This is a genomic window from Fibrobacter sp. UWH4, from assembly GCF_900142475.1.
Lineage (GTDB): Bacteria > Fibrobacterota > Fibrobacteria > Fibrobacterales > Fibrobacteraceae > Fibrobacter.
In genome coordinates, this window is record NZ_FRAY01000016.1 from 15,975 (window position 1) to 30,597 (window position 14,623).

Genomic DNA, 14,623 nt, shown 5'->3' on the forward strand with positions numbered 1-14,623 from the left:
TTAAGTGAGTACAAAGAAAAAAAATTCGTTGTTTGAAATTTTGATGCGTCTGGTTGTCGTCGTGGTGATTTATACGGTGCGAGTTTTTATGTTCGCCTGGTTCCGTCCGAAGGTGGAATGGACGGGGGAGACGGTAAAGTCGGCTCACCTCAAGACGCCTTCGGTCATTATCGCGAATCATACCTCGATGCTGGACCCCATCATGATGCTGGCGGTGTTCTTTTACAACCATAGCATCGTGGTGGCGAAGGACCAGGTTGAGGACCCGCATTTTAGCTGGGCGCTTACTCGTGCAAAGTGCGTGATTCCCTGCGACCGTTTCAATATGGATACCGAATGGGCCCTGCTTGCGAAACGTGAGTTGGAAAAGGGAAACTCCGTTATCATTTTCCCCGAAGGCAAGTGTCGCTACGACGGTTTGTTGAACGAGTTCAAGACGGGATTCGCTTTCCTTGCGCGTAGTACAGGAGCTCCTGTTCTTTCGGTGGGACTCGACGGAATTTATAAGTTCGGGCATCGAACCCACGTGGTAGTTGCTGAACCCGAAAAGATTGAACGCGTCAAGGGAATTCCTTCGTCAAAGCATTTGGCTGAACGCAGTGAATACTTCAGGCAGAAGGTTTGGGGCTTGAAACAGCGCGCGCTAGGTGTGGCGGAAGTTTCGACGTTGCCAGTGTCGGCTGAAACTCCAGAGGAGGTTGAGGGGTGAAAACGGGGCTTGTGTTAGAAGGCGGGTCTCGCCAGACTATGTTCAGTGCGGGTGTGATTGATACCTGGCTTGAAGAGGGTGGAATTGATTTTAATTATGTGGCAGGAGTTTCGGCTGGAGCTCATGCTGCGGTCAACTTTATCACTCGTCAGCAGGGTCGTCTGCGCTTTATTGTGCTTCCGACTCGCTTGCAGAAAGGCAAAAAGTGGGCGAGCAAGTTTATAGGGATTCAAAAAGAATTCCATGCGCTCAACTACCTCGCCGCCGACGGTGAAATGCCGCTGGATTTTGACGCCTACTGCAATTCTAGAACTGAATTTGAAATAGGCCTCACTTGCTGCGAAACGGGACGCGCCGAATTCAAGTCCGAAAAAGCCGACAAGAAAAGACTCCTGGATTTGATCAGCGCCAGTTGCGCACTTCCGATGATTTTCCCGATGGCCTCCCTTGAAGGGAAACATTATGCAGACGGATGCATTACCGTACCGATTCCCTTTGAACGCGCGTTCGAGAGGGGCTGTGACAAGGTCGTTGCAATATCGACGCATTATCCTGGCGAAGCGGTAACGGATTTCCGCAAGTACCGTGCGATTCTGAATCCGATGTACAAACGCAAGTATCCTGATCTGTTCCGTGCGCTCATGATTCGTCTCAAGCGTTACGACAAAATGTTTGTGCAGATTGAAAAACTTGAAAAAGAAGGCCGCCTGTTCCTCGTTCGTCCGCTGATTGAACTCTGCGATCAGTTTGACACGAATATGGATAAGATGAACGAATCGTATGAGCACGGTGTCGAAATTGCAAAAAAGCGAATGGACGATTTAAAGGCCTTCTTGGAAATTTAATCGCGAATGCGCAGGCTCTCGCGAACGCTTACTTTTTCTTTCCCGAGCAGCTTGTAGAGTTTGCATCTAAAAATCGGGATGGCGATGGTGACGGCAACAGTAACGATGATTGCCGAAAGGTAGGCCGTCCCAGGTTTGTCAAGCTCGCTCTTGAAAACAATCCGCAAAACTAGTAGAATCCACCAGTGAACGGCGAGGATTACGAGCGCGTTCCTGGAAATGTTTCGCAGAATCCCTTTGGCGATTCGTATGGGCGCGATATTCGGTAGTTTGTCAGCAACTATGAATGTGGCAATAAGTCCGGCGATGCCGAAAAAGGAACTGGCAAGAAAAAATCCCAAACTCTTTCCAAGGACGTTGTTCATGATGCTGAAATTCGGGTCAGGATTTTCGACAAATGCATAGAGAACGAATGAAATGAGGGCGATGCCTGCTGTCAATAAGGTCCCCGAGCAGCGTTGAAGGGCTGTGTATTGTATGTCATTGCTGGAGCGAAACCCAAAGCAATCTCTAGATAAATTCTTTATCGGCTCGCGGCAAATCCATCCGCACGTAAAAAAGAATAGCACCGTCAAGTCGCGCTCGATTCCAAACGGCAGGCGAATATGATTTTTGTACAGGAGCCAACCTGCAATAAGGCTTGCAATGGCAATTCCCGCAACAGTCATTCTGGAGCGAAGCGACGGAATCCATGATTCAATCCGTTTGCTAATTACCATCACCCCGTAAAACATCAGGCTTACGCTATACAGCGTGAACACGAACCAGAGAGGCCCCGATCCGATCGAAGATTTTCCTGCAATGAAAATTTTGGCGAGGTTCCAGTAGAGGTAATCCCACACGCCCGTAATTTCGGGCTTGATATTCATTATGGTCATGCGCGGAGCCCGCGGGAACCATTCAAAGTGGTATAGAACGGGATCTAGTGCCAGGAACAGCAACGAAAGCAAAATATAGGGAATCAGCAGGACGCGCGTTTTATGGATAAAGTAACTTTTGAAGTCGGAAAAACGTCGCGTGCTGAAAAGCATTCCCGAAATAAAGAAGAATGCCGACATGCGGAGCGCGCTCAAGTGCAACATTCCCATGCTTACATTCGAGAAACTTTGTTCGATATGGTAAAAACAGACGAGCAACAACACGAATCCCTTGAATTCGTCAATCCACCCAATTCTTGTAGCCTTGTCGCTCATGCCGTTTGATTGTCCTGCCGGACTCTTTGTCGTCTTCGCGTTTGTATCTCGGCCCTGTGCTGGGATAACCGATTAATACCATCTACTTTCGTCTGCAATTGTCGTCATCGGCCCGTGTCCGGGGAATACGACCGTCTCTTTCGGGAGCGTCAGGAGCTTGCTTTTGATTCCACGCACGAGTGCATCTTCATCGCCGCCGAACAAGTCGCTGCGTCCGCGGCTCCCTGCAAACAGAATGTCTCCGGGGAACAGGAGCGGCGGTACATTCTTCTGGCCGTTGACTTCGCCCGGGTTTTCGCAGTAAAACGCGATGCCGCCGGGGGAGTGCCCGGCCACATGAATCACTTGCAAGCGAATGCCGGGCACCTCGACGGCATCGCCCTCGGCAAGGTAATTGCCGAGTCCGGGCGACGGTTCCCGCAGCGGAAGCCCGAACATCTGGCTCTGCTCTTCTTGCAAATCCAAAAGGAAGGCGTCCTCTTCGTGCGCTTCGGGCTGCACCCCATAAGTCTTGGCGATAAACGCATTGCCCAATACGTGGTCCAAATGCAGGTGCGTGTTCAGCAGGTGGCGCACGGTCAGGTTGTTTGTGGCGATATAGTTCGCCAACGCCGCTTCCTCGCGTTCGTTGCTGACGCTCGGGTCAATCAGAATAGCATCTCCGGTATCGTTGCTTAAAACGAAACCGTTGACTCCGAACGGATTGAACACAAAGGGCTTGAGTTTCATGGCGTCCTTCCTGAGGATTATTGTCTTCTAGTGTTTCTTTTTCTTCTTGTGCATCCGCCGAATCCGCTTGAGATCGTTCATTGAAATCTCGTGCAGTATGTCCATGACGCGTTCGCGGGCGTATGACTTGTTGAGCTTACGGTGCGTGACGTAATCCAGCAGGCACACACATAAAAGTAACAATCCGACAAAAACGGAAAGTGCAATCGGCCAGAGGTGAACCGAAAATTTTGTGGCGATAAGACCGAATGCAGGCGGCATCAGTATGGAGCCTACATAGGATCCTGCCAACTGAATGCTGATGGCTTGGCTTGAAACGGTTTCTCCGAACCGTGCTGGAGTCGCGTGGATAAGAGACGGGTAGACGGGAGCGCATCCGAGGCCGAGTAAGCAGATGCAGACGGGCATGACCCATAACGGAAGTGGCATCGAAAGTACGAAACACCCTGCGATGACGACAAATATTCCTGCGTAAATCAACCGGTGATCCGTAAATTTGATGGAAAAAAATCCGCTGATGATGCGGCCCGCCATCACTGACGCAAATAGCAACGAAACGCAGATGGCCCCGGTTTCGGGCTTGAATCCGCGTGCAATCAGGTAGGTTCCGCACCAGAGACTCGTCGAAATTTCGAGAGCGGAGTAAAAGAAGAAGGTCATGAACGAGAGCTTTATTCCGGGAATACGGATGACGTCTCGTAAGCGGGGGGCAATGTCATTATTGGAATTGTTACTTGGGGCGCCTTGAACGCTATTTCCGGCTTCGGTCTTTTTCCAAAGTGGAAGTGAAATAAGGATGGTCGCGAAAATCGCGGCCAGAAGAAGAGCCACGAGTTCGTAGGCTCCTCGCCAACCTTCTCCTGCAAAGATGGAAACCGACAGAAACGCGGGGCCGAGAGTCGCGCCAATTCCCCAGCTGGCATGCAACCAGTTCGTGTGTTTTGATTCTAGGTAAATGGCCGCGAAGTTGTTCATCGCCACATCGACTGCGCCTGCCCCGATCCCCATAGGAACCGCACACACGCAAAGGAAGATGAACGAATGGGCGAACCCGTAACCCATCGAGGCGATTGCCGTCAGAGCGATACTGTAGGCGACAAGTTTTCCTGTTCCTAAAAGGCGGATCAACCGCGGTGTAACGAGGCTGGAGATTATCGTGCCGATGGATACGATTATAGAAAGAAGCCCCGCTGCTGAAATGGGGGCTCCTAGGTCCTGTCGCATCAGAGGCCAGGCTGCACCGAGAATCGTGTCGGGTAAGCCAAGTCCAATGAATGCGGCGTAGATGACAACAAGCAAGAAAATCATCGAAGGTAATTTAAAAAAAGATTCCGGCTCGGAGGCCGGAATGATATACTAAGTTCTAAGAGCGTAGCGGTCTAAGTTCTGCAAACTGCGGCAACGCCGCCCTATCCCTTGATTTCCCAGGTCGTGCCTTCCTTGCTGTCCTTGATGACAACGTTCATCGCGGCGAGCTCGTCGCGGATGCGGTCACTTTCGGCCCAGTTCTTGGCGGCACGGGCTTCCTTACGGGCGGCTAACAGCGCTTCGATCTTTGCGACATCCACGCCGTCGTTGGCACCCTTCTTGGCATATTCTTCGCGAGGTTCGTCCAGCTTCAGACCGAAAATCTGGTCGAAGTCGGCAACGAGTGCTGCCTTTTCGCCGTCATCGATTTCGCTCTTGAGCATCGTGTTCATGATGCCGAGGGCTCGCGGCATGTTCAGGTCGTCGCCGATAGCGTCCTTGAATTCCTGCTGGAAAGCCTTGGCGGCATCGCTAGTGATTGCGGTTGCCTTGCCAATCAGCGGGTCCGTCTTCTTGTGCAAGCTCTTGAGGCCTTCCTTGGCGCCTTCCAAGGCTTCCCACGTGAAGTTCAGGTAGTTGCGGTAGTGGCTGCCAATGGCGAAGAAGCGGTAGTCCAGCGGGTTGAAGCTGCGGTCCATGAGGAGCGAAACCGTCAGGAATTCACCGCTGGACTTGCTCATCTTGCCGAACTTCTGCTCGGTGGTGCCGTCTTCCAGCTTTTCTTCGCTAGCGGTGCGCAGGAATTCGCCGTGCATCCAGAAACGGGCGAACGGGACGCCGTTCGCGCATTCGCTCTGGGCGATTTCGTTCGTGTGGTGCACGCGGATGTGGTCCGTACCGCCGCAGTGGATGTCGAGCGTCGGGCCGTTGTACTTCATGGCCATGGCGGAGCATTCGATGTGCCAGCCGGGGAAACCGACGCCCCACGGGCTGTCCCATTCCATGGCGCGCTTCTTGTCCTTCGGGCTGAACTTCCACAGAGCAAAGTCGGTGGCATTCTTCTTTTCGCCCATGTCGATGCGGCTACCCTTGCGGAGGTTTTCCACGTCCAGGCGAGCAAAGTCGGCGTAGCGCGGGAACTTGAGGCTGTCGAAGTAGATGCCGTCGCTGGTGCGGTAGGTGTAGCCCTTTTCTTCCAGGGTCTTCACCAGTTCAATCTGTTCCTGGATGTGCTGCGTGGCAGGAGTCCAGCGGGTCGGTTCCTGAATGTTTAAGCGATGCCAGTCGGCCATGAACGCGTCGGTGTAGAACTTTGCGATGTCCCAGACGGACTTGCCTTCGCGGGCGGCGCCCTTTTCCATCTTGTCGTCGCCGGAGTCCGCATCGCTGGTCAAGTGGCCCACATCGGTGATGTTCACGATGTGGTTCACCTTGTAGCCGTAGTACTTCAGCGTACGGACCAAAAAGTCTTCGAAAATGTAGGTGCGGAGGTTGCCGATGTGGGCGAAATGGTACACCGTCGGGCCACAACAGTACATGCGCACGGCGGGAACGCCTTCCGGGAGAGTGAATACTTCTTTCTTGCGCGATGCGGTGTTGTAGAACTGTAGAGCCATTTTAGCCTCCGGTTAAATGCGACGCAACATGCGCCGTTCGCGCCCAAATATAAAAAAATAGTGGAGGCCGTTTCGCCCTATTTTAGGAACAGCTCTCTTTCGCCAGTAAGGCTGTGAGTAAGAATAACTGGTCAAACGGGAATCTCCTGAAAACGTTGGCGATTCCGTCAGGGTATTTTTTGATGTCTTCAAGAATCATAGTCCCTAAAATATACTACGAAATTGTTACATAATTAACCCTGGAGGCATAAAATGGCCCTTTTTTGCCAAATTTCGCAAGGAATGGTTGTTTTTTTAAAAATTTTGAGCCATTTTGTAAAAAAAAAGTTATTTTAAGTTCGGTATGTTGGTGATGACTCTTTTGACGTGCTGTTGATGCGCGTATCCGGATGTCTCCCGCATCATTGAACTATCTTTGGGACGAAGTTGTGTAAGGATTGAATTATGTTTTTTGCTAGTCGTTTGAAGGCGGGCTTTACCCTAGTTGAGGTTCTCGTGGTGGTATCCATCATCGGACTTCTTTCTGCTATGGGTGTCGCAAATTTGTCGAGTGCCGTGGCCAATAATCGTGCTAGGGGTGCTGTCGAGGAATTGTCGGCCTTTTTCTTCCAGGCCTCAACCCTGACAAAGCAACGGTCCGATTCGCTCTGTATTGTGCTTGTGGTTGATGAACTGCAGCTGCGTAAATACAATACCGCTAATTCGCAATGTGGTGGATCATTGAGTGATTTTCCTGTTCTTCGTCGTTTAAAATTTGACCAGGATTATTCTTATATAACGCCACCTGTACCGTCGAGTTTAAGTGCTGCGGTAGGTGGTTTTAAAGAAACTCCCAAAGATTGGACAAAGACGGCTGTGATTTTTATACCCAAGATTGGTTTGAATCCTACTGCAGAAGAAGGTGTTCTTGTTGTTAAAATCAATGATTCTAGACTTGCAGCTGTTGTTAAGAATCAAGCGAAAAATAGCTTTCAATCACTTATTAGCTTTGACGGAGGCGCCTCATGGTTTTCTCATCAATAAATAATAAGCGAGGGGTCGGTATTGTAGAAGCACTGATCGCAAGTGCGGTTCTTGGAATAATGTTGGTGGCGCTCCTTAATTTCCAGTCGGGCAACAGGGATACACTGTTGCGCATTCGAGGTAGAGACGGTGCCGTTGCCGTGGCTCATAACGTGATGGATTCTCTCAATGCCGTTGGCTTGACTGCGGTTGAACTGCCTGAAGGGAATACAGGTAGCCGCTGCGTTACAGAAGGCCCTTATATGGCGGTGGCCTGTAATAATGAACCCGATGCGGATAAGAAGATCTATGCGTTGAAGATTAACCATCAAATGGAATGGAAAGGGTCTCCTGGGTTAGTCGAACATACGATGCGTGTTGATTATCGTGTTTGCTTGTGTGTTACAGACGAAGGGTATGTAAGCCAGGAAACATCCGACCTTCGTAATGAAACGCATGTCTATGCCAAACGATTGGATGTTAAGGTCCAGTGGCCCTTTAAGAGTTCTGTGCAAATGGTTTCTTTGACGGGGGTGATCAGATGAAAAAAGGTTTTACCCTCGTAGAACTGCTTGTTTACATGGCTGTTATTGGGGTTATCGTTCTTGTGGCGGGCCAAGCTTTTGTTGATGCGACAAAGTTCAATGTGCGCACCCGTAATATGATTACGGCGGCAGAGCAGTCGAATGATATTTCCGGATTGCTGAAAGAAGATCTCGCTCAAATGGGAACTAAGTCTTGGAAAGAGGATGTTAGCGGTATTGCTACGTTCCATATAGACAGCAATGTGTTTATGAGTGTTGGCCCTAGTGTGAGTGTCGTCGACTCTTCGTCGTATGAATTGATTAGAGAAGCCGAAGAAGAACGCTCGGGCGATTCCTTAAGATTTAGGAAGATGGCCTATAATGAAAGCGGAGCCTTTATCGGTGTCCAGGAAGTTACTTGGTCGTTGCGGAATTATAATGTAAGTGATAGTACCGGAACTCTAATTCGTTCGTGTAAAACGATATCTGGAACGGGAACGGGGGATTGTCCTAAGGATGATGTTGTAGAAGTTACCATTGCTGAAGATGTTAGCAAATTTTTTATAACGCCTTCTATTCCGGGCCCTGCAGAAGTGGGGGCATCATCTTCTTCTACAGTCCTTGGCGAAGACGGCATAATTTTCCCGGAACCAGGTTCCTCTTCTTCTTCGGAAATTCGGTTTAGATTGCTGCCTCGTTCTGGCAACCTTGCCGATGTTGCCTCGGGAAAATTGTATAGATTTGTGGGCTCTGTGTCGCCTACAGATGGTGGCGAAACGATTACGGTTTCCAATATGGAAACGAACTTTAGTGAATCAGAAACGCCTGTTTCTGTCCACAATGTGACATCTCTCTATGTGGCTGAGATTGCTGAAACCCCTGCTGGCCCAATTGGCTCTGAGGATTGGAAGACGAAGTGCTATGAGTTCACCTTTAAGCCTGGAGACGTCTATTCGTTTGAATTCCGTTTGAGTTATATGACCAATAACATGCGGTTGTTCCAGCCGGGTAAAGATTTGTTCGCTTTGGGGTTGCGTAAAAAGCATGACGGGTCGCGAATAGCGACGGCAAAAGTGAACGACTTTATGATTTACCCTCCGACAAGCATGAATGCGACTCAGTACCGATACGGAAAGTTCTCGGTGGCGGGAACGGCTCCTGTAAAAGCGTGCCTAGCCTTTACGATTGCCTTGTATTCTCCTCTGACAGATCAGGGCTCCATATCGATAAAGAAATTCCACGTGAAAAAGGAATTGGCGGAAACTTATCATTTCCCGACAGGTGCTGGATTTTATAGCTACAATCCCGATGATCCCGAAGAAAAAAAACTTGTTAAGGCGTTTATGATTCGCATGGAAATCAATCGCCATCGCGAAAAAAGCGTTCTTAAAACAGAAATTCATGTTCCTAGCAATGGCGTGAAGGCGACTGCTACGGAATAGGAGAAATTGGTTATGGCAGTTTCAAATAAAATAGATTCCATGACAAAGCGCGGCGTTGCTTTGATTACGGTTCTTTTGATCATGATGGTTGCGACCATTGCGACAACGGCTATTTACAAGTGGATTTCCCACATGGGGGAATCCTCTGCTGCAGAACTGAAAAAGTCCGAGGCGTATCAGGCTTCCCAGGCGGGTTTAGAAACGGCCCGCTCCTGGCTGGAACATAATGCCGATGATGCTGGTGCCTTGTTGACGCAGTATTTTCAAAATAAGAACTCCGATGGTAGACCGAAAAGTTTGCTGATGGATGGTGTTCTTCAGAACATCACTTCTTCAGACAACGTCAAAAAATTCAGTGTCTATTTAGTCGGTGCCGATGTTCAAAGCTATCCCTATAAATTGAAAATCGTTTCGATAGGTTTTTCGCGTGATGGATCTAAGTATAGTCAAATGGCGATGCTTAACGTTAATGGCTTGTACCAGGCCGTCATTCCGTCCAAAGAAAAAGTCGCTGATTTCCATGAAGGCTTTTTCGGTGGTGCAGATGATCAGATTTCGTTTGACGTGAACTCGGCTATTATCAACGGCGATGCATCCTTTAATACGATGGTGAACGTGGATAGCTACTTGGTGGTTACCGGTACGCTCAACGTGAACTCGAGTACCACTATTAGAGACCTGTTTGTGAAGGGTTCTTTGAAAAGTTGTACGGGCCTTCATGTAACTAAAGATACCTATATCGAAGATAAACTCTATGCAAATGGTAATAATACCTTTGATGGAGACTTGTATGTGAAAAACGGGATTGATATAACCGGTTCTGATAAAGAGGGCTTTTTCTGCGGAACGGGCGCGGGCGGAAGTCTTACTGTTGGCAATAATCTCTCGACAGAGGGCGATGTAGAATTGCCTCGTCACAAGTCTGCTTATCCGATTATCGTAGGCGGAAATACCGTAATTAAAGACAACAAGAAATTTATGTTCCCCCATGCCAATGGTGATGATTTTACAAATCAGATTTATATGATGTATCTGAACGGAAATGTCTTTGTGCCGGGTGGATTTAATACCGGTTCGCATGCTCGCTATACGGTGTCCGAAAAAATTAGAATAGGTACTGCCGGTACAAAAGTCTTTTTGCCTGGCTTGCATAGAATCAGTACTGCTGATGGTATGCTCGATCCTAATTATTCAAAGTGGACTGAGTGGGGTATTTCGACCGAAGTGCCGAATAAGGTGAAGGCTCTGAACATGTATAGTTACCAAGCATGGGGTGGGGCATATGTGAGCAACTATACGACTTTGGGCGAAGGACTTCCAGGAAACACTTATTGTAATAAACTGCATTGCGCTCCGACATCGAATGAAGGTGCCATATTTGCTAAAAATGCTGAGATTTATGGCGGAATGCCGATAGGAATGTGGGGAATGCCGTTCTATAATATATATCGCGATGAAATATTTGTTCAGGTAAATGGGGATTACCTCACGGCTATTCCGGATACAAGTGGCTGGGGGGCTAATATGATGGCGGATTATGCCAATCGAATTACAACGGAAAATACGGGTGAAGGGTGTGGAACGGGTACGCATATAGAAGACCCACTTCAGTTTAACAAGAATCTGTTGACCAGTAGTGTCTATATGCATTCTAATGCGTCGAATAAACATTGTAACGCTTCTCTGTGGCAATCTTGGAGTAACAACTGGCATCAGATGAGCGATTGTTACGAAACTGCCAAGGAGTACGGCGAATTGTATGGTGGTGAATGGCTGCTTTTGAAGTTCACGAATCCCCAATGGTCTGATGCTGGCTCTGCAATCCTGGATGGAAAGTTCATCATCATAATTGATGGCGAGGGAACGCAAAAGATCGCACTTCCCAAAATGACTGAATCGTCGATGGCGATTATTTACTTTCCCTCGGGCTATAATGGCATTATAAGCACGGATGCGAACACCGAAGGCTCGGGGTATCCTTCGAATTACTTCTTGTATAGTGAAGACGATTTGAAGAATCTGCAGATGCATGATCGTACATTGAACGGGACAATCTACTTGACGGATTGTCACAGGGCTGGAGCTACCCAGACTATGAAAATTCGCTTCAATGAAGAACTGGTTGCCGCATTGTCCCGTGCAAATATTATATGCAAAAACGATAATAACCATGGGGGCTGCAGTACTACAGTGACATCGTCGAGCAGTAGTGCGGGCGAACCCGAAGATCCCACAGATTATGGTGGAACCGATCCCTATTTTGTGGCGACATCGCCTCGCTTGAAGGTGAAGCTGGAATCCGAATACAAGAATGAAGAATTCAAGATAACAGATGCAACTCCTTCTGCAGATACGATTCAAAAAGTGGATTCGAGCGTGATTGTGATGCCACGTTTGATTTACTTGCCCAAGGATATGGATTTGGGTACATTGAAGCTTGCGAACTTCTATCAGGCTAGGGTTTTGAATGATCCTACCAAAAGGACGATTTCTGGAACTACGCAATGCGATGCGGGCGTTCCCTCTTCCACGGTCCTAGGAACATTGTCTAGAGGTATTTATAGATGTAAGTTTATTCCTTCAAGTACGAACTTACAATGGAACTACTTCTATGTGGTTGTTGGCGAGTACGGTGATGTCATTATCGAGGAAATGAGTTCTTCGAGTGGTTCGTCTTCGTCTAGTGTATCTGTTGTAAGTTCCTCTTCGACGACGCCGTATTCAAGTTATGATGTGTACAGTAGTTCTGAACCGCAGATTGAAGCGACTTGCTACTTTATGCCGAATAACTATACGACATCTGGAGCGGATGTTACGTTCTATGTGGATAACATTAAGAATGCGGCATCGGTGCCTTCTGCGACGCTGAAGAAAACAAGTCCCTCTGTAGAAGATGTGGGAACATATACTGATGTTGTTGATCAGACTTCAATTAGTTTTAGTGCCCCGACTTCGCCAGGAACTTATGTCTATACCTTGTATAAAAACGATTCGCGTGCACTCTGTTCGGCAACACTTGTTACTGCGAATACGATTTCGTGCTCCGTAAATAAATATGAAATCGATCTAGGAGAATCGGTTTCGTTTAGTGGTAGTTATGGCGGGTCTTGTACAAGTGCTACTTTTGATAACCAGTCTGTGCAATGCGCCAATACAATATACAGGACAGTTACTCCAGAAACGGCGGGAACCCATAGTTACACTTGGGATGTGACGGGTACTCCAAACGCTTCATGTAATCAGACTGTTACGGTTACAGCTCCTTCGATAACATGCCCAAGTGATGTGACGAGTGCTTATGGCTCGTTTATGACCATATTGGCGCCGAGTTATTCTGGTTGCTCGAATGGTTGCTTCTATTCCCTGACCCGTCCTAAGATTGGGGCGGATGCGACAGGTGATACCGTTGTTGCTTATGGAAGCGGCGTTGTAAATGGAGGACATATCCGAGCGACATTCCAGGGACAAGCCGCAGAAACTCAACTGGCAGAAGAAACATATACTTTCAGATTGGTAAATATGTATGGAAATTCTGCTACACCTTGTTCCTTCGAGGTTACTTATAGTGCAAACGTATGTACTCAAGAAGATAAAACAATGGTTTCTAATGATAACCAGACGATTTCAAAAACGGGTGGATATTCAGATGGATGCTTTGATTTCTATACAGGGAAAACGTGCTCGAACGCGCAGATTGAATCAAATTGCGGTAATGAAAACATTCAGATTAATGGTGCGTTGATTACATTGGATAATGGTGGTTTCTGGAGTGGCGCTATCAATCCTCAAGAAACGATCAATATCAGTAATGTTCCTTCTACATGTGCGATAAGCAGCATTTATGTGAGTAACTGTACGGGTGAAGTTGATGTCTCGAATTTGGTGAGCGCATCCTGTAAGTTTTCGAATTTCCCGCAGAACATTACAACTGAAGCTACTTCGGTGACGGCAAGTTATCCGTATATGAAACTGGATGTGACTAATATTGTAGGACCCGGCTACTTAGGGGGCCAGTCGTTTGATTTAAATCTTGATGGATCGAATGTCGGCACTATCTCGGCAAATGTTGGAACTGAAAGCCAGCCGCAATCTACAAATATGTCTAATATAGTTGCTCCTGCAACTTTGGGAAGTCATGTGTATACGGTGGAATATAATGGACATGAGTTGTGCCGAAAGACCATTAATGTTGTAAATGCTTTGAAATGCGAAGTGTCTACTGCAACACCTGCTGCTAATACCCAGTTCACATATTCTGTCAGCAAGGCTGTTGATGGGTTAAACTGCTATAGTTGCAACTTTGCTAATGCGGGTTCATCGGAGTATTTTAATCTGGATAAGACCTGGACTATTGACGCAACAGGACAAACGCAGAAGTTGTCTGTTTCATGTACTTGCGAAAATGCCCCGGCTAGTTGTACAAATTTTGTGAACTTTACGCCGTCAGCCCCTGATTTGACATGTCCTGAGTCGGTCACGCAGCAAAAAGGCAGTCTTGTAAAGTTGGCGCCCACATCTATTGTGGGATGCGACACCGGTTGTGCATACAGCATTTATGATTATACGAATGCTCGAGATCTTGTAAACCATACGACAAAGAACTATACCGGTGGACAGATGGAGGGGTTTACCGCTCCTGATATGACGGGTCAGCGAACTTATAGAGTAACTGTTGAAAATGAATATAGTGGAACGAATACAGATCAATGCGACATTGTTGTAGATTATGTCACATGGGCTTCGCTAGGAACTGTTGCGGGAAATAATCAAGCGAAACAGCTTGATGTGACTTTGACTGCAGGGACGACGTACACCTTAACATTGGAACATAGGGATTATGCAACAAAGTTACGAATCGCTCATTGGAGTGGAAATCCAATCACGTTAACATATTCGGATTGTAGTGGGACGGATCATACGGAAACCTTTAATGCGTGGGATCAATGGTATGAACGAGACATTGGCTTGAATGCTTCCGATAATTGTACGATAACAGTAACGTCATCGAATGGCGGAAGTGTTTCTTTCCATCATTGGTAAAATATTTATTGAATTCTAAAAAATCCGGTCCCCTTAAAAACGGGGCCGGATTTTTCTTGCATATAAAGCTGTTTCTAGAAAAATGTCTTGCCCAAAGGGGGCTCTTTAATCCTAACCTTTGTCGATGGTGTCTGCCGTGATTACGAATGAGCATCCCACCTTCCCCTATTGCACACTTTGCGAAAAATTTATATATTCATTTCCGAGTCTGCCCCTCCCGCTGACCGAGGCGTACGCATCCACGAGCGGGAACATTCCTTCTCGCAGTCGTAGGT

At 47.7% G+C, this 14,623-nt stretch carries 10 protein-coding genes; 6 read left to right on the forward strand and 4 right to left on the reverse strand.

Annotation, left to right across the window (positions count from 1 at the left end; genetic code table 11):
- Window positions 1-4 precede the first annotated feature (4 nt).
- Window positions 5-709, forward strand: a complete 705-nt coding sequence (locus BUA93_RS15420; RefSeq protein ID WP_072980932.1) for a lysophospholipid acyltransferase family protein — start codon at window positions 5-7, stop codon at window positions 707-709.
- Window positions 710-720: 11 nt separating this feature from the next.
- On the forward strand, window positions 721-1,554 hold the full coding sequence (locus BUA93_RS15425; RefSeq protein ID WP_366917079.1) for a patatin-like phospholipase family protein: 834 nt from the start codon (window positions 721-723) through the stop codon (window positions 1,552-1,554).
- On the opposite strand, the gene BUA93_RS15430 is transcribed toward BUA93_RS15425, so the two are convergent.
- From BUA93_RS15430 to cysS, 4 genes are all read right to left on the reverse strand, one after another.
- A complete protein-coding gene (locus BUA93_RS15430) occupies window positions 1,551-2,747 on the reverse strand; it encodes an acyltransferase family protein (RefSeq protein WP_072980936.1) in 1,197 nt (398 codons plus the stop codon). The genes BUA93_RS15425 and BUA93_RS15430 overlap by 4 nt on opposite strands.
- A gap of 72 nt (window positions 2,748-2,819) precedes the next feature.
- Window positions 2,820-3,476, reverse strand: coding sequence for an MBL fold metallo-hydrolase (locus BUA93_RS15435; protein WP_072980938.1), 657 nt, complete (start codon window positions 3,474-3,476; stop codon window positions 2,820-2,822).
- 27 nt (window positions 3,477-3,503) lie between these two features.
- Window positions 3,504-4,784: an MFS transporter gene (locus tag BUA93_RS15440; RefSeq protein WP_072980940.1), complete on the reverse strand. Its 1,281-nt coding sequence runs from the start codon at window positions 4,782-4,784 to the stop codon at window positions 3,504-3,506.
- A 101-nt stretch (window positions 4,785-4,885) separates the two neighbouring features.
- The gene (cysS, locus tag BUA93_RS15445; protein WP_072980942.1) at window positions 4,886-6,340 is read right to left on the reverse strand and encodes a cysteine--tRNA ligase; all 1,455 of its coding nucleotides are present in this window, start codon (window positions 6,338-6,340) and stop codon (window positions 4,886-4,888) included.
- A 444-nt stretch (window positions 6,341-6,784) separates the two neighbouring features.
- Between cysS and BUA93_RS15450 the strand changes: the two genes are divergently transcribed.
- Genes BUA93_RS15450 through BUA93_RS15465 form a run of 4 tightly spaced genes read left to right on the forward strand, consistent with a single transcriptional unit; the run spans window position 6,785 to window position 14,348 of the window.
- Entirely contained in the window at window positions 6,785-7,363 is a 579-nt protein-coding gene (locus BUA93_RS15450) for a pilus assembly FimT family protein (protein WP_072980944.1), read from the forward strand.
- Entirely contained in the window at window positions 7,345-7,887 is a 543-nt protein-coding gene (locus BUA93_RS15455) for a type IV pilus modification PilV family protein (RefSeq protein WP_072980946.1), read from the forward strand. The genes BUA93_RS15450 and BUA93_RS15455 overlap by 19 nt, the downstream gene beginning before the upstream one ends.
- Window positions 7,884-9,308, forward strand: coding sequence for a PilW family protein (locus BUA93_RS15460; protein WP_072980948.1), 1,425 nt, complete (start codon window positions 7,884-7,886; stop codon window positions 9,306-9,308). Before BUA93_RS15455 ends, BUA93_RS15460 begins: the two co-directional genes overlap by 4 nt.
- A 12-nt stretch (window positions 9,309-9,320) precedes the next feature.
- Window positions 9,321-14,348 (forward strand): pilus assembly PilX family protein, encoded by a 5,028-nt coding sequence (locus BUA93_RS15465; RefSeq protein ID WP_072980950.1) that lies wholly within the window; start codon window positions 9,321-9,323, stop codon window positions 14,346-14,348.
- Window positions 14,349-14,623: the final 275 nt, after the last annotated feature.